16 protein-coding genes are annotated in these 14,609 nt (G+C 67.9%); 6 read left to right on the top strand and 10 right to left on the bottom strand.

Going from position 1 to position 14,609, the window contains the following annotated elements; all coding sequences use genetic code 11:
• Positions 1-107: 107 nt before the first annotated feature.
• The gene (locus ACWEVO_RS12225) at positions 108-1,247 is read right to left on the bottom strand and encodes a glycosyltransferase (protein ID WP_452307591.1); all 1,140 of its coding nucleotides are present in this window, start codon (positions 1,245-1,247) and stop codon (positions 108-110) included.
• Positions 1,248-1,450: 203 nt separating this feature from the next.
• Here ACWEVO_RS12225 and ACWEVO_RS12220 point away from each other — a divergent pair, with 203 nt between their 5' ends.
• The 3 genes from ACWEVO_RS12220 to ACWEVO_RS12210 are packed head-to-tail and all read left to right on the top strand — an operon-like array spanning position 1,451 to position 3,853.
• On the top strand, positions 1,451-2,359 hold the full coding sequence (locus ACWEVO_RS12220; protein WP_452307590.1) for an SUMF1/EgtB/PvdO family nonheme iron enzyme: 909 nt from the start codon (positions 1,451-1,453) through the stop codon (positions 2,357-2,359).
• 9 nt (positions 2,360-2,368) lie between these two features.
• Positions 2,369-2,644, top strand: coding sequence for a MoaD/ThiS family protein (locus ACWEVO_RS12215; protein WP_452307589.1), 276 nt, complete (start codon positions 2,369-2,371; stop codon positions 2,642-2,644).
• 3 nt (positions 2,645-2,647) lie between these two features.
• Positions 2,648-3,853, top strand: coding sequence for a macrolide family glycosyltransferase (locus ACWEVO_RS12210; protein WP_452307588.1), 1,206 nt, complete (start codon positions 2,648-2,650; stop codon positions 3,851-3,853).
• A 44-nt stretch (positions 3,854-3,897) separates the two neighbouring features.
• Here the strand turns inward: ACWEVO_RS12210 and ACWEVO_RS12205 are convergent, their stop codons facing one another.
• From ACWEVO_RS12205 to ACWEVO_RS12170, 8 genes are all read right to left on the bottom strand, one after another.
• A complete protein-coding gene (locus tag ACWEVO_RS12205; protein WP_452307587.1) occupies positions 3,898-4,905 on the bottom strand; it encodes an NAD-dependent epimerase/dehydratase family protein in 1,008 nt (335 codons plus the stop codon).
• 32 nt (positions 4,906-4,937) lie between these two features.
• A complete protein-coding gene (locus ACWEVO_RS12200; protein ID WP_452307586.1) occupies positions 4,938-5,864 on the bottom strand; it encodes a transketolase family protein in 927 nt (308 codons plus the stop codon).
• Complete coding sequence (locus ACWEVO_RS12195; protein ID WP_452307585.1) at positions 5,861-6,667, bottom strand: transketolase; 807 nt, start codon at positions 6,665-6,667, stop codon at positions 5,861-5,863. The genes ACWEVO_RS12200 and ACWEVO_RS12195 overlap by 4 nt, the downstream gene beginning before the upstream one ends.
• A 29-nt stretch (positions 6,668-6,696) precedes the next feature.
• Positions 6,697-7,890, bottom strand: coding sequence for a macrolide family glycosyltransferase (locus tag ACWEVO_RS12190; protein WP_452307584.1), 1,194 nt, complete (start codon positions 7,888-7,890; stop codon positions 6,697-6,699).
• 9 nt (positions 7,891-7,899) lie between these two features.
• Positions 7,900-8,745: a class I SAM-dependent methyltransferase gene (locus ACWEVO_RS12185; RefSeq protein ID WP_452307583.1), complete on the bottom strand. Its 846-nt coding sequence runs from the start codon at positions 8,743-8,745 to the stop codon at positions 7,900-7,902.
• A gap of 90 nt (positions 8,746-8,835) precedes the next feature.
• Complete coding sequence (locus ACWEVO_RS12180; protein WP_452307582.1) at positions 8,836-9,450, bottom strand: SRPBCC family protein; 615 nt, start codon at positions 9,448-9,450, stop codon at positions 8,836-8,838.
• 231 nt (positions 9,451-9,681) lie between these two features.
• Positions 9,682-10,500: an ABC transporter permease gene (locus ACWEVO_RS12175; RefSeq protein ID WP_452307581.1), complete on the bottom strand. Its 819-nt coding sequence runs from the start codon at positions 10,498-10,500 to the stop codon at positions 9,682-9,684.
• A gap of 11 nt (positions 10,501-10,511) precedes the next feature.
• Complete coding sequence (locus ACWEVO_RS12170; RefSeq protein WP_452307580.1) at positions 10,512-11,489, bottom strand: ATP-binding cassette domain-containing protein; 978 nt, start codon at positions 11,487-11,489, stop codon at positions 10,512-10,514.
• A 182-nt stretch (positions 11,490-11,671) separates the two neighbouring features.
• Between ACWEVO_RS12170 and ACWEVO_RS12165 the strand changes: the two genes are divergently transcribed.
• The 3 genes from ACWEVO_RS12165 to ACWEVO_RS12155 all read left to right on the top strand — a co-directional run bounded on the left by ACWEVO_RS12165 (position 11,672) and on the right by ACWEVO_RS12155 (position 14,035).
• Positions 11,672-13,093, top strand: coding sequence for an NDP-hexose 2,3-dehydratase family protein (locus tag ACWEVO_RS12165; protein ID WP_452307579.1), 1,422 nt, complete (start codon positions 11,672-11,674; stop codon positions 13,091-13,093).
• A gap of 86 nt (positions 13,094-13,179) precedes the next feature.
• Positions 13,180-13,722, top strand: a complete 543-nt coding sequence (locus ACWEVO_RS12160) for a carboxymuconolactone decarboxylase family protein (RefSeq protein ID WP_452307578.1) — start codon at positions 13,180-13,182, stop codon at positions 13,720-13,722.
• A gap of 46 nt (positions 13,723-13,768) precedes the next feature.
• Entirely contained in the window at positions 13,769-14,035 is a 267-nt protein-coding gene (locus ACWEVO_RS12155) for an ArsR/SmtB family transcription factor (protein ID WP_452307577.1), read from the top strand.
• Positions 14,036-14,055: 20 nt separating this feature from the next.
• Here ACWEVO_RS12155 and ACWEVO_RS12150 read toward each other — a convergent pair.
• The coding region (locus ACWEVO_RS12150; protein ID WP_452307576.1) for a transposase at positions 14,056-14,609 on the bottom strand (554 nt) is incomplete at its 5' end.

Here is a 14,609-nt window from a genome sequence, read left to right as displayed (position 1 = left end):
CCCCGCCGCCCCCGCCCGCCCCCGCCGGCGCCCCGCGGGGGGGCCCCACCCCCCCGCCGGCGCCGGGGGCCGCCCCCCCCCCCCCCCCCCCGCAACGTGGTGGCCGTTCAGATCTCGGCAACGATCCGCCGCACCGTCTCGGCCGGCGAGGGCAGCGAATGGATCTCGTCGCGCACCACCGTCATCCGCCGGGCGAGTTCTTCGTCCCTGATCAGCTGGGTCAGCAGCTCAGGGCTGACCTCCTCCGCTGTGCTCACCAGACCGACGCCCAGCTTGCGGACGGCATTGCGCCCGGAGTGCTGGAACATGTCCCGGGCGTCGGGCGCCAGCAGCTGTGGCGTACAGGCCTCGATCGACGTCATGATCATGCCGCCGCTGCCGTGGTGCACCACCGCGGTGCACTGGCGGAGCAGCCGGTGCAGAGTCGTCCAGCCGACCGCGCGGACGTTCGGCGGCAACGGCCGCAGCGGTGCCACGTCGAGGTCACCGAGGGCCAGCACGAAGTCAGCGTCCACCTGGGCGGCTGCCGCGATGATGGACTCGACCGCACCAAGCCCGAAGGCCTGTAGCTCGATGGTGCCCATCGATACCGCGACCTGGGGTCGGTCGGAGGAGGCGGTGGGCCAGCGGTCGCCGTGCACCTCTCCCCCGCCGTAGGGCACCCACCGCATGAACCAGCCTTCCGACGAGCGGTCGAGAATCATGCTCGGCGGGAACGACTCGATGATCACATTCGGCTTCGGCAGCGGATTCGGCAGGTTGTACTTGTCGAAGAAGTCGCCGAGGAACGAAGCGATGGCCTCGTGCATTCCCCCGGTCGCGAAGGCGCCGTGGTTGCGCTGCACGGCGGGCACTCCGGCCCGGGCGGCCGCGAAAAGGCCGGCGGTGGCGCCCTGCTCGTAGACCACCAGGTCGGGCTTGAAGTCATCGGTGAGGGTCATCAGGCCGTCGATCAGCGGACGGTTCACCGCCGCGATCTGAACTCCCCACTCGGCGAGGTCCACCGCGGGTCGGGTCGCGACGGTCGCGATGAAATCGGGATCGTCCTTGGCCACCTGCTCGAAGGCCGCGACGGAGCTGAAGTGCGGCGCGATGTCGACGACCTCGAGGCCGGACCGGGCGGCGCGCTCGGCGTGCTCAGCCGTGGCGATGACCACGTCATGGCCGCTCGCACGGAACGCCCAGGCCAGGGGGATCAACGGGAAGAGATGCCCGAGGCCGGGCGACGAGACGAACAGAACCTTCATCGGAATGCTCCTGACGTCGGAAGGGCCGCGTGGAGATAGACCCGGTCGAAGCAGGAGGGATCATCCACGACGGCAGGACAACCACAAACAGATCCAGACGCTATAGAAGTTGATAGTGTCAGCGGTGTCGGCCTGCGTCAATCTTGCCCTTTGCGATTCGGCCGCTATAGGATTTGGAGGCTTCCAACGAACAGGGTGGCGCTATGGCAACCTACGGCGAAGCGACGCTCAGCAGCGTTGAGGTCACCGAGTCCGTTCGGATCGACGGAGCGACCCTTCAGCTCGGTTCACCAGAGTGGGTGATCGAGTGGCTGGCGCGGCAGGAGCAGTCACTGCCCACGCCGTGGTTTCGGGACGAAACTCCCCAGACTCTCGTGACCGTCACGCCGTTCGTGATGGACCGCTACCCGGTCACCGTCGGCCGGTACGCGGCCTTCGTCGAGGCCACCGGATACCAGACGGTTGCCGAGCGCCGCGGCTGGAGCCTCGTGTACGGCCCGGACTACTGGCAACAGGCACCGGGCGCGTGCTGGCGCCGCCCAGCCGGGCGAGACGTCGACTACGAACCTCCTGACGACCATCCCGTCGTACACATCGCCGTCGAAGACGCCGACGCGTTCGCCGCGTGGGCGGGCAAGCGACTGCCGACCGAGGCGGAGTGGGAACTCGCCGCCCGCGGCTGCGGGTATCGGCTTTGGCCGTGGGGCGACAACTGGTCGCGCGCGTGGGCCAACACCACAGAGCTGTGGCTAGGCAACGCCAGCCGCGGCCTACCCGACTGGCGTGCCTGGTGGAGGGTCCGCTGCCGCGACCGCGGTCCGATCCCCCTGACGACGTCGGTCGGCACCTTCAGCCCGTACGGGGACAGCCCGTACGGGGTGGCAGACATGGCGGGCAACGTCTACGAGTGGACGGCGTCGCCGAGCCGGCTCTACGGTCCCTCCCCCGACTGCGACGACACGCTGCTGACTGTGATGGGCCGATTCCGCGTCATCCGCGGCGGTTCGTGGATGAACCTGCGCTTCCAGACCCGCACGAGCGAGCGGCTGCACGGTGACCCGGCAGGCTGGGCCTGCTTCGCCACCGGCTTCCGCTGCGTTCACGACCTCTGAGGACGTCCGATGCCACAACTGATCGTCCCCGGCAGCTGGCACGACGCCACGTCGGGAAAAGCCCGCCTGGAGCTGCAGGCGACGAATCTGCGCGAGCTGCTCGACAAGTTCGTGCAGTCGCACCCGAAAGCCAGCTACCGGCTGCACGGTCCAGCCGGCGGTCTGCTGGACTACCACATCTTCGTGGTCGACGGTGAGCAGGTCCCGCACATGACGCCGCACGACACCGTGGGACTCACCGCCACCAGCCGCGTCGAGATCATTCCGCCGCTGGCGGGTGGCTGAGCGATGACTCCACGTCACATCCTCGTTGTCAACGTTCAGGGCCACGGCCACGTCTTCCCGTCGCTCGCCCTGGTGAGCGAGCTCGCCCGACGGGGGCACCGTATCTCTTACATGACGGGACCAGCCTTCGCCGAGGAGGTCACCGCGGCCGGGGCCACCGTCGTGCCATACAAGTCGGAGTTCGACGACTTCCACGTGCCCGACGTCATTGGCCGCGAGGACGCCGAGACGCAGTTGCACCTCGTGTATGTACGGGAAAATGTTGCCATCCTCCGCGCGGCGCGCGAAGCGCTGCGCGACGACCCGCCCGACCTGGTGGCCTACGACGTCATGCCGTTCCTGGCCGGACGCCTGCTGGCGAAGCATTGGCACCGCCCGGCCGTCCGGCTCAGCGGCGGCTTCGCCGAGAACGAACACTATTCGCTGTTCGAGGCGCTGTGGGCCAGCAACGGCCAGCGCCACCCGGCCGACGTCGAGGTGGTGTGCAAGGTGCTGGTCGACCTGCTCGCCGAGTACGGCGTCGACACGCCACCAAAGCAATACTGGCGCGAAATCGAGGACCTCAACATCATCTACCTACCGAAGTCGTACACGGTGGCGCCGGAGACGTTCGACGAGCGGTTCGTGTTCGCCGGCCCGAACTTCACCGGCCGGCTGGAGAACGCGCACTGGGAGCCGCCCCACCCCGAGACGCCGGTCCTGCTCGTGTCCCTCGGGACCCTACACAACGAGCAGCCGGACTTCTTCAAGATGTGCGCGGACGCCTTCGCCGGCACCGCGTGGCATCTGGTCATGGCGATCGGTCGCTACCTCGACCCTCAGGCGTTGGGTCCGTTGCCCGCCAACGTCGAGATCCACGCTTGGGTGCCGTTCCACGCCGTACTCAAGCACGCCACGGTGTGCCTGACCCAAGGCACGACCGGCGCCACCATGGAAGCCATGGACATGGGCGTTCCGGTGGTCGTCATGCCGCACTTCGCCACCGAGGCGGCCCCGTTCGCGCAGCAGACCGTCAAGCTCGGCCTCGGCTACGAGCTGCCAGCCGACCAAATCACCCCAATTGGGCTAAGGGCGATCGTGGAGCGGCTCGCCACCGACACCGAGGTCAAGCAGCGGGTACTGCGGATGCAGCGCGACATCCGCGAGTCAGGTGGAGCGCCCCGGGCCGCTGACGAGATCGAGGCGTACATGAAGCGCAGCGGCCTCTGACACGGAAGCGACGCGACCGGGTCGATCGCCGCTGGCGCGGCTGGTCATCCGAGTGGTAGCCCGATCGCACGCGCATACCGCTGACGTGGCGCCGGGTCCTGCGCGAGCCAATTCACGAGGGCACGGAACCCCTCGGCCAGACTTCGGCGTGGCCGCCAGCCGAGCCGGCGGTGGCTGCGCCCGCAGTCCGCCACGCACAGTTTCGGGTCCCACGATCGCGGCGCCATCGTCGACCAGCGTGGCTGCTCGCCGATCCCGAGTTCGCCACGCGCCAGGTCGACGAGTTCCGCCAGGGACGTTGCGGTCCCACTGCCGATATTGAGGATGCTGCCGTGCTCAAGGTGTGACGCGCGCGCCGCCCGGACGAACGCCTCGCAGACGTCGTCGACGAACACGAAATCCCGGACGGTCCGCGGGTCGGTCAATGGGGGCAGCCGCCGCCTCAGGCCGAACATCGCGAGGGCCGGCATCAGCCGGGAAGGATCCTCCCAGGTGCCGTACGCCGTACTGAGGCGCAACGTGACGACGTGGACCCCGTGACTCAACGAAACGTTCCGCGCGTACCGGGTCGCCATGGCCTTGCTGACAGCGTAGGCACCGTGCGGCTCGACCGGCTCCGACTCGTCCGGGGGGTGGTCCTTGAAGCCGTACTCGGCCGTCGAGCTCGCCTGTATGAAGGCCTCGAACGCACCCCTGCCGGCCATGTCGATGAGTCTGGCCGTCGCCTCCGCATTCGTCGCCAGGATCGCATCGGCGTCGGTCTGCCACGAGTAGGCGCCGTGGGCGGCGAGGTGAAACAGCCAATCGGCCCGAACGGCGCCGACGGTGGCGTGGACCGCCTCGGCGTCGCGCAGATCGAGCCGATGAACTGTCACATCGCGGCGAATCTCCTCCAGCCGCCAGGTGTCGGCGGCGGGCCGCACGACGGCATGCACCGTGTGACCGTCCCGCAGCAGGCGCCGGCAGAGGTTCGCCCCGATGAATCCGCCGGCGCCGGTGACGAGTACGCGCCGTGCCGACGTTCGCCCCCCTTCCGGGGTGGAGTTGGGCACAGGGTGAGGTGACCGCACATCAGCACGCTCGCTCACGGCCGTGCGGAAGCCACCAGGGACCTGGCCGTGTCCGCGATCGCGGCCGCCGAGAGACCGAAGTGCTCCTGCAGGAATGCCTGTGACCCGGTTATCCCGCGAGGCAGATCCTCAATGCCGCAGCGGCGCAGGCGGGTCGGCAGGCCCCGTTCGGCGATCACCTCGGCGACCAGCGTGCCCACTCCGCCGTCCACGAAGTGCGGCTCGACGGTGACGGCGAGCGGCACGCCCGACAGCAGGTCGGCCAGATCGTCGCCGGGCGACGGATTGAAGCTCTCGACCACCGCCACCGCCGCCTGGACGCCCTCCACGCTGAGTTGCTCGGCCGCGGCCAGTGCGTCGATGACGGCCGAGCCAAGTGCGATCAGCGCGATGTCGCTGCCCGAGCGCAATCTTGCCAGCCGGCCGAGCGCGAACTCCCCAGTGAGGCCGGCGACCGGGTCGCCGCCCTTGGAGAGGCGGTAGTAGATCGGCTGCTGTAGCGCGTACGTGTGCTGGAACGCACCGCGCGCGTGCGCGTCGTCGGCGGGGACCACGACGGTCATGCCCCGCTGCATGCGAAGAATCCCGACGTCCTCGAGCCCGTAGTGGGTCGCACCGTTGTTGCCGTACTCGAACCCGCCCCCCACTCCGACGATGCGCACCGGCAAGCGGTGCAGGACCGGGCCGTTGCGGATGAACTCGTACGGTCGCATCGAGGCGAACGTCGCGATCGAGTACACGAAGGGAATCATGCCGGCCTCGGCGAGACCGGTTGCCACGCCCACCATGTTCTGCTCCGCGACGCCCACGTTGTAGAAGCGGTCGGGAAACCGGCCGCCGAACGGCTCGAGGAAGTTGAAGCCCAGGTCGCCGGTGAGCAGGACGACGCGCGAGTCCCGCTCCGCCAGTTCAGCGAGCGTTTCGACAAACGCGGCCCTCATCGCGCCTCCACCCCGGCGGTGGCCCTGGACGCCGCAGCGGTGACCTCGGCAACCGCAGCCGAATACTGCTCGTCCGAGAGCGGCCAGTAGCGCCAGGACGTGCGGTCCTCCATGAATGAGACGCCGCTTCCTGAGGTCGTGCGCGCGATGAGTACGTGCGGGCGCGACGAGGTGCCGTCGATCGAATCGAGCGTGGCGGACATTGCGTCCACGTCGTGGCCGTCGACCTCGTGGACCGTCCATCCAAAGGCCTGCCACCGCGGTGCGAGGGGCTCGAGGTCCAGCACGCGCCGGGTCGGGCCCATGGCCTGCTGTCCGTTGGCGTCGACGATGGCCACGAGCGAGCCGAGACGCTGGTGGGCCGCGAACATGGCCGCCTCCCAGACCGCCCCCTCGTTCAGCTCTGCGTCGCTGACCAGGACGAACGTGCGCCGGCAGGATTTCTGCAGACGTGCGGCGAGCGCGCAGCCGGCCCCGTAGGACAGGCCCTGCCCGAGGGAGCCGGTGGAAAAGTCGATCGCCTCGACCACGTGTTCGGGGTGGGCTCCGAGCGGGGTTCCGTCTCCGCAGTAGCTCTCCAGCATCGATCGATCGATCCGCCCCGTTTCGTACAGCGCCGCGTAGAGAGCGAGCACGGCGTGCCCCTTGGACAGGATGAACCGCTCGCGGTCCCGGCCTGCGCCCCGCAGCGCCCCGCTGAACAGGGCCGTCATGATGTCCGCGATCGAGAGGGCGGAGCCGATGTGGCCGAACCGGGCGCGGTGCGACTGCTCGAGGATGGTGAGCCGGATCGCGTGCCGCATGGGGATCCGGGCCACGTGTCGCGTGGCGGTCACCGTGGGCTCGCGCTGTCGAGCCAGGCGAGAACGGCATCAGCGGCCCGGGCGGCGCCCCCGGCGTTGCGGATCTGGCGTCGCATGTCCTGGACCCGGGCGAGAGTGCCGGCGTCCCGGGTCATCTCCTCAACAGTGTCGTGCAGCGTCTTCGCGTCGAACTGGTCGGCGGCGATGCGACGGCCCAGCCCCAGTTCCTCGATCCGCCGTGCCATCGCCACGACCTCGAACGCGAAGTGCGGAACAGTCACCATCGGCACGCCCCAGTGCAGCGACTGCATCACGGTGCCCATTCCTCCATGCGTGACGCACGCCTGCGCGTGTTTGAGGACGGCGATGTGGGGCAGCCAGCTGTGTGCCTCGATGTTGGCCGGCAAGGGTTGCAGCTCGCGGGGGTCGACCCGGCTGCCCAAGGTCATGACGACGTGCCATCGGGTATCCGCAAAGGCGCGGACGCAGGTCCGGAACCACTCCGGGTGGTCATTGAAGCTGGTGCCCAACGAGATGAGCAGCACCGGCCGGTCGCCGGGAGGCGTCCACCCGTCGGCGGGCTGCTCGTCCAGCGATGGCCCGACGAAGAGAAAGCGGTCGTCGAACGTGTCGCCGGCGTACTGGAAGGCCCGCGGGATGAAGACCAGGTTGCGATCGTCAATGCTGTACCAGAACTCCTCGAGGTCCGGCTGCAGGCCGCGGGACCGCAGGACGTCGGACAGCGCCGTGCGGAAGCGCTCGAAGGTGAGCGGTCCGGGAATGCCGGACGCGTCGACCATCTCCTGGTAGTACGAGAACTTGTCGTTGGTGGCGAAGCCGACGCTGAGCCGTACGGTCGGCTTGTTCCAGCGGTGGGCCATCAGCCGCCCGGCTATGAACGGCGAGTCCTCGTAGATCACCACGTCCGGCGGGGCCCCGTCGAACGCCGCCTCGGCCGCCTCGAGGATCTGCAGGTTTTCCCGCAGGTACAGCATGTGCGGCAGCGTGGGGTCGTTGGCAGCGAACACCTCGGCCGGGTCCAGGCTCGCGATGGCCGACTCGTATGTCAGCACGGAGGCTCCGAAAGACGCCGTGGCGCCGGCGAACTCGTCGGTCGTGAGGTGTACGACCTGGTGCCCCCGGCGGGTCAGTTCACGGACGAGCGAGAGGATCGGATAAACGTTACCGGCGTGCGGTCCAGTGAGGAGGAGTGCCGTCGTCATACTTGCAAATCATATACCAACTTCAGTGAAGTCGTCACCGGTCGGCCGTTGGCAGATGAGGTGCCAGAACCGGGCGACGTCTCGGAAGGGCGGGCGGGAGCACAGGGCCAGTTCGAGCTCTGTCGTGCGGTGAAGCCATTCCGGATCGCGTTTCAGGTCCTCGTCACAGACGAGGTCGATGACGGTCCGCAGCCCGAAGCGAGCGGTGACGACGGCTCCTCCATCCCCGACGGCAGCCTCGATGTCCGCGCTTTCCAAGCGGCGCATCGGCACACCGACCGTCACAGAGCGGGAGGTGGGAGCTTCCAGCATGTCCAGTCCCCGCCCGGGGTCGCGATCGCGGATTGCGGCCGCGAGAACGTCCATCGCGGGGTTGGGCGCGATGAGTGACAGAACTCCGCCGGGCCGCGTGGCGTTGACGAGCCGACCGACCAGTTCTGCCGGGTCGTCGCGGTAGTGGAGGACGTTGTGGCACAGCACGAGATCCCATCCGTCGGCGTTGTCGGGGACGGGTATGGCATGTGGATCGTCGAGGTTTCGTCGCTCGGTCCGTAGCCGGGCGCGATCCAGGCCATCGCGCTCGGCTGCCGCGACCGCCTCGGACAGCAGCACCGGGGAGGAGTCGAGGATCGTCACCCGATGGCCGGCCTTGAGCAATGGCAGCGAATCGACGCCGTTCGCGCCGCCCACGTCGAGCACGTCGAGGGCTTCCCGCGTCTGCGGCAGCGCGTCAAGGATGTGCCGCACCAGGGTGTAGTAGACGCGTGCCCACGGAGTTCGCTGCCAGGCGAGCCAGTCCCCGGCCGCGCGGTCGAACGCCACACCCGTGTCCTGCCGGACGAGGGAATCGCTCATCATGACGCCCCATAACAATGGTTGTCAGGTGGTAGCTCGGCGCGAACCGAACCACCACCTGGCGGACCGCGCGGACCGGGTCAGCCGCCGCTACTTCTTCTGCTTCCTCTTCTGCTTGAGCAGCTTGATGTAGGCCGTCTCGAGAACCTGCGACCAGGCCATCCCAGCGTCGCGGCTCAGATTGGCGTCCTCTTCGTTGGGCTGGTACCACTCCAGAGACGACTTGTCTGGGAGCTCGCCGGCGAGATACTTACCCAGGTACTTCAGGGGGGGCTCCCAGCCGGCGCCGATGCCCCACTCGCCGGTCTTCGGGTCGCTCGACACGAACACGTCCCGCACCGAGGCGTGCTCGAGCTCAAGCTGGGTGCCGCCCTTGACCTCGGTCAGCCGGATCTCCACCTCGTCGGGGACGTCGCCCTGCGCCGACCAGGACAAGCGGAGCAGGTGCGGCTTCTCGCACTTGAGGATCTCGCCGTTCGCGTTCATCTCTATCGAGAAATGACCGCCCTCGTGCAGGTCGCCGCTTACCGGGAGGAAGAACCGATTGATGCGCTCCGGCTCGGTGATGGCGGACCAGACGTCGTCGATCGGAGCCGAGTAGACGCGACGCATGATCGCGGAGTGCGCGTCACCTGCACCGATCTTGCGCTGTCCGAGCTCGCGTTCGGTTTCATCGACAGGGTGCTTGGCCTTACTGCGGCTCATGTCTCTCCATCCGAATCGTGTCGGCGCGCCGTCGCGCCGAGCGAGGGGGCGAACGACATCAAGGTCGGCCGATGTGCCAATCTTGATCATCGCTCGCCAATTACTTCACCAGCGTATAGCGAACTCGCCGGGGCGGCAGCCGTGACACACTCAGGAACGGCGATGTACGACGGCCACCCCGGCTACCTGTCTCTCCTAGCTTCCGCACATGGGCTCGCGTACGCCTCGAGCTCAGCGCTGCTTACGGCTGTACAGAAGCGCGGTCGGCACGCCGAAGACCACGATGAGCACGGCGCAGTACAGCAGCGCCGATCCCACCTGCCCGGAGGTCGCCGTGCCCTGCAGGAGCCCACGGACGACGGTGTTCGCGTGCGACACCGGGTTGGCTTTCACCACCGCGGCCAGCCAGCCCGGCATGGTCTGTGCGGGAGCGAGCGCGTTGCTGCCGAAGAGCAGGAGGAACTGCAGTGGATACAGAAGCCCCTGCAACGCCTCCGGCTGCCGGATGAGGACGGCGAACAGCATCCACACCCAGGCGACGCTGAACGCGAACAGCTGAAGGAACAGCAGCGCGAGCACGACACCCGACAGCCCGCCGTGCGGACGGAACCCGAGCAGCATCCCGACCAGCAGTACGACGACCGACGTGAGCAAGTACCGGAAGACGTCTGCGGCCAAGGCGCCGACGATGACCGACGGCCGCCAGATCGCAGACGACCGGACCCGGTCGAACATGCCGGTCGCAATGTCCCGGTTCAGCGACAGCGCGCTGTTCCAGCTCGACGACACGAGCACGATGACAATCACGCCGGGCAGGAAGAACTGCAAGTACTGGCGTGGCGACCCGGCGATGGCGCCGCCGAGCAGGTAGGTGAAGACCAGGGTCAGCACGATCGGGAAGATCACGGCGGTACCGAGCTGGTCCGGAACGTTCTTCAGCTTGAGCAGTCCCCGCCACGCAAAGGTGCGGCAGGCGTACAGTGCGCCCGCCTTGTCCGCACGGGCGTCCGGAGTGTCGAACAGCCCGTCAACCGTGGCCGGAGCGGTCATGGATGGGGTGGTCATGCGCTTACCTCTTCACGGTCGTCGGCCTGCACCCGGCGGCCGGTGAGCGCCAGGAACACCTCGTCCAGGGGCGGCTGGTCCAGCGAGAAGTCGCTGACCTCGACGCCGGCGCGGGCCAGTTCGTCGAGTGCCTGCAGGGCGCGCTGCGGATCCGCGGCCGGCACCGACAGCCGCTGCCCGGACGGATCGCGCGTCACTGTCGTGTTCAGTGCCTGGCTGAGCACGCGCTCAGCCTCGGCCCGCTGGCCGTGGTCGCGCAGGCCCACATACAAGGTGCCCGAGGAGAGCCGGGACTTCAGCTCCGCCGGCGTGCCCTCGGCCACCGTGCGGCCGTGGTCGATCAGGGCGACCCGGTCGGAAAGCTGGTCCGCCTCCTCCAGGTACTGCGTGGTCAACAGGACTGTGCTGCCCTGAGCGACCAGCGCCCGGATGATTTTCCAGACGTCGGCGCGGCTGTGCGGGTCGAGACCGGTGGTCGGCTCGTCCAGGAAGAGCAGTTCGGGGGTGACCACCAGACTCGCCGCGATGTCGACGCGTCGGCGCTGGCCGCCCGAGTACGTCTTCAGCAGCCGGTTGCTGGCGTCGGTCAAATCGAAGGCCTCGATCAGGTGACCGGCGCGCCGGGCCGCGGCGGCGGGCCGCAGTCCCTTGAGCCGGGCGGCCAGGATGAGGTTCTGCAGGCCGGACAGGTCCTCATCGAGCGAGATGGTCTGTCCGGTCAGGGCGATCCGCCGGCGCACCGCGTCGGGCTCGCGCACGACGTCGTGACCGAGGACCCGGACCGAGCCGGAGTCCGGACGCAGAAGGGCTGTCATGATCTTGATGGCGGTCGTCTTGCCGGCCCCGTTCGGGCCGAGCACGCTGAACGTCGTGCCGGCCGGCACTGACAGGTTCAGGCCGTCCAGGGCATGGACCTCACCGTACGTCTTCGCCAGATCCGTGGCACTGATGGCCAATTCGGGGTCGGCAGTCATATTCACTCCCATCCGGTTCACACGGTGCCGACAGCGTCTTCACCGGGCTTCAAGATATGCGGACGGCTTATATTAGTCCAGGCTTGCTCAATTTGGAGCTTGCTCTGGCAGTCTCGGAGCCTTGACGTTCGGGCAAATGCTACCTGAAAATCAAGCGGCGTACGCGGCTCGATAGGAGTGTCATGGGCGACCGCACTGCGGACCGTACGGCCGTCACGTACGGCCGCGACCTCCCACACCGGCTGGCCGTGTCCGCGCGGCACCTGCCACAACCGCCCGAGATGGTGGAACGGTGGCTGACCGAGCGCCGCGAACGTAACCCGTCCCGAGTGACCCGCGTGCCCTTCGCCCAGCTCGCCGGGTGGCGTTTCGCCCCCGACAGCGGCGACCTGGTGCACGACAGTGGCCGGTTCTTCAGCATTGAGGGCATGCAGGTCAACACCGACTTCGGCCCGTACAGGGAGTGGTGGCAGCCGATCATTCATCAGCCTGAACGGGCCATCCTGGGCATCCTCGTCCGCGAGATCGACGGCGTGTTGCACTTCCTCCTGCAGGCCAAGATGGAGCCGGGGAACGCCAACGGAATGCAGCTGTCCCCCACCGTGCAGTCGACGCCGAGCAACTACCTGCGGACGCACAAGGGCAGCACCTCCCGGTACGTCGAGTACTTCATCGGACCAGACCGCGGCCGGGTCCTCGTCGACGTGCTCCAGTCGGAGCAGGGCTCATGGTTCCGCGGCAAGCGCAACCGGAACATCGTCATCGAGGTGGCCGGGGAGATGGAGCCGCACGAGGACTTCATCTGGCTCACCCTCGGCCAGATCCTCGCCCTGCTGCACCGGCCCAACGTCGTGAACATGGACGCCCGCACCGTGCTGTCCTGCCTCCCGATGACTGGCGACCTGCCAGGCGACGCCGGTGAGTTCGGGCGTGCGCTGACCCGTTCAGTGCTGTGCGTGGATGAAGGTGCCTGGCAGCCGCTCATCCAGGCCCGCAGCTGGCTGACGGAACGTAAGTCCTGCTACACCGTGCGCACACGATCGGTGCCGCTGGCCGAGGTGATCGGCTGGCGGCGCGAGCTCGACGAGATCCGCCATCACGCCGGCCGCTACTTCCGCATCATCGGCGTGTCCGTCGACGCCAGCAACCGAGAGGTCACCCGGTGGCATCAGCCCCTGCTGGCACCGTGCGGAACGGGCCTGGTCGCGTTTGTGCTGCGCCACGTAGACGGTGTGCCACACGTACTCGTTCACGCCGACCTTCGCCCCGGCTACCGCGACACGGTGGAACTCGGCCCCACGGTGCAGTGCACACCGGACAACTTTGCCGGCTTACCCGAGCGGCTGCGGCCGCCTTACCTCGATCTGGTCCTGTCCGGTGCAGGCCGGATCCTTTACGACGTCATCCAGTCCGAGGAAGGCGGCCGCTTCCACCACGCGCTGACCCGGCACATGGTGCTCGAGGTCGGCGACGACTTCCCGCTGGACGCTCCGCCCGACTACACCTGGCTCAGCGTGGGCCAACTGGCCGCCTTCCTGCCGGCGAGCTACCAGGTCAACATCGAGGCCCGCAGCCTGATGTTGTGCCTTCAGTCGCTGCGATGAGCTTGCCGCTCGAGAGCAATCTGCAAGACGTGTACTGCATCTTCGCGGCCTAGCCTGAGCGGTACGCCGCCGGACGGGAGGAACTCATGGCACACATCGGTCTCGGCCTGGACGAGGGCGAAAATCCGGGCATCATTGGCCTGATGCGATACCGCCCGGAGACCGCCAAGCCGCTCAACGACCTGGCCGAGGCGTTGCTGCGCAGTCAGCCGCATCCCCTGACTCCCGGCGAGCGAGAGCTCATCGCCGCGTACGTGTCCGGCTTGAACGAATGCACGTTCTGCTGTTCGTCGCACTCGGCCTTCGCGGCCGTTCAGCTGTCCGGCGGCGTCGAGCTGGTGCAGCGGGTACACGAGGCACCGGACGAGGCGCCCGTCACCCCCAAGCTACGTTCGCTGCTGCGCATCGCGGCCGCTGTTCAGGCCGGCGGCCAGACGGTCACGGGCGAGATGGTGGACGAGGCTCGCGCGCAAGGCGCGACTGACCTCGAAATCCACGACACGGTGCTCATCGCGGCCGCCTTCTGCATGTTCAACCGGTACGTCGACGGCCTCGGCACCCAGCCGGGCGATTCGGCCCACTACGCCGAGGCCGCCCGGCGGATTGTCGCCTCCGGCTATGGCGTGTGAACCGACCATGTTGACATGCAAGTCATTGCTTGCATAAATTTTATCGATGGGCGACGTCTTCAAGGCCTTGGCCGATCCGACTCGCCGAACGATCCTCGACGAGCTGACCGACCACAACGGGCAGACGCTCACCGAGATTTGCGCACGCCTGGCGACCAAGCACGGGCTCGGCTCGTCCCGGCAGGCGATCTCGCAGCACCTGGACATTCTCGAGGCAGCCGGTCTGGTCGAGACCAGCCGCAAAGGCCGGTACAAGCTGCACTACATCAACACCACGCCGCTGGAACCGATCGTCGGCCGCTGGCTGGACTGACGAGTAAGTCCTAACCCTGATCAGTGGTCGTAGGCGGTCAAGGATCGGGTGACGGGTTGGCCTGTGCTGCGGTTGTGCCAGATGGCGGCGGTCAGGGCCAGGATGCGCTGGGCGATGCGGGCGCCGACGCCTTCGATGCTGCGGCCGCCATGTAGTTCCAGGTCGAGTTGGCCTTTCAGGGTGTCGTTGACCGACTCGATGAGCTGCCGGATCGGTTTGAGTAGGTGTTCGTCGGGGCGTGGGGTGCGGTTGCGGTATGACGGTCGTAGCAGCCGCACTCCGCGTTCGGCCAGCCAGCGGTCCAACTCGGCGGAGACGTAGCCCTTGTCCGCGATGATCAGCAGGCCGGGGCGGGCGCCCAGCAGGCCCGGGTCGTGTTCGAGCACGGCGGTCAGGACCTGCCGTTCGTCGAGCGCCGGGTTGGCCAGGGCCCAGGTGACCGGCAGCCCGGCCGGGGTGCAGATCATGTGCAGCCGTAATCCCCAGAACCAGCGTGAGTGGGAGGCGCAGTAGCTGTAGCCGGCCCAGCCGGCCAACTGCGAGCGCTTGACCGTGGGGCGGGAACGGGCGCACT

It is taken from the genome of Micromonospora sp. NPDC003776 (assembly GCF_053605645.1).
Note: the sequence above shows the minus strand (reverse complement) of the source record. Positions and strands in the feature narration are given on the sequence as shown.

Bases quoted from the DNA above. Each gene is read 5' to 3' on its own strand.
- ACWEVO_RS12225 (WP_452307591.1), bottom strand. From the start codon at position 1,247: ATGAAGGTTCTGTTCGTCTCGTCGCCCGGCCTCGGGCATCTCTTCCCG.
- ACWEVO_RS12220 (WP_452307590.1), top strand. From the start codon at position 1,451: ATGGCAACCTACGGCGAAGCGACGCTCAGCAGCGTTGAGGTCACCGAG.
- ACWEVO_RS12215 (WP_452307589.1), top strand. From the start codon at position 2,369: ATGCCACAACTGATCGTCCCCGGCAGCTGGCACGACGCCACGTCGGGA.
- ACWEVO_RS12210 (WP_452307588.1), top strand. From the start codon at position 2,648: ATGACTCCACGTCACATCCTCGTTGTCAACGTTCAGGGCCACGGCCAC.
- ACWEVO_RS12200 (WP_452307586.1), bottom strand. From the start codon at position 5,864: ATGAGGGCCGCGTTTGTCGAAACGCTCGCTGAACTGGCGGAGCGGGAC.
- ACWEVO_RS12195 (WP_452307585.1), bottom strand. From the start codon at position 6,667: ATGCGGCACGCGATCCGGCTCACCATCCTCGAGCAGTCGCACCGCGCC.
- ACWEVO_RS12190 (WP_452307584.1), bottom strand. From the start codon at position 7,890: ATGACGACGGCACTCCTCCTCACTGGACCGCACGCCGGTAACGTTTAT.
- ACWEVO_RS12185 (WP_452307583.1), bottom strand. From the start codon at position 8,745: ATGAGCGATTCCCTCGTCCGGCAGGACACGGGTGTGGCGTTCGACCGC.
- ACWEVO_RS12180 (WP_452307582.1), bottom strand. From the start codon at position 9,450: ATGAGCCGCAGTAAGGCCAAGCACCCTGTCGATGAAACCGAACGCGAG.
- ACWEVO_RS12175 (WP_452307581.1), bottom strand. From the start codon at position 10,500: ATGACCGCTCCGGCCACGGTTGACGGGCTGTTCGACACTCCGGACGCC.
- ACWEVO_RS12170 (WP_452307580.1), bottom strand. From the start codon at position 11,489: ATGACTGCCGACCCCGAATTGGCCATCAGTGCCACGGATCTGGCGAAG.
- ACWEVO_RS12165 (WP_452307579.1), top strand. From the start codon at position 11,672: ATGGGCGACCGCACTGCGGACCGTACGGCCGTCACGTACGGCCGCGAC.
- ACWEVO_RS12160 (WP_452307578.1), top strand. From the start codon at position 13,180: ATGGCACACATCGGTCTCGGCCTGGACGAGGGCGAAAATCCGGGCATC.
- ACWEVO_RS12155 (WP_452307577.1), top strand. From the start codon at position 13,769: ATGGGCGACGTCTTCAAGGCCTTGGCCGATCCGACTCGCCGAACGATC.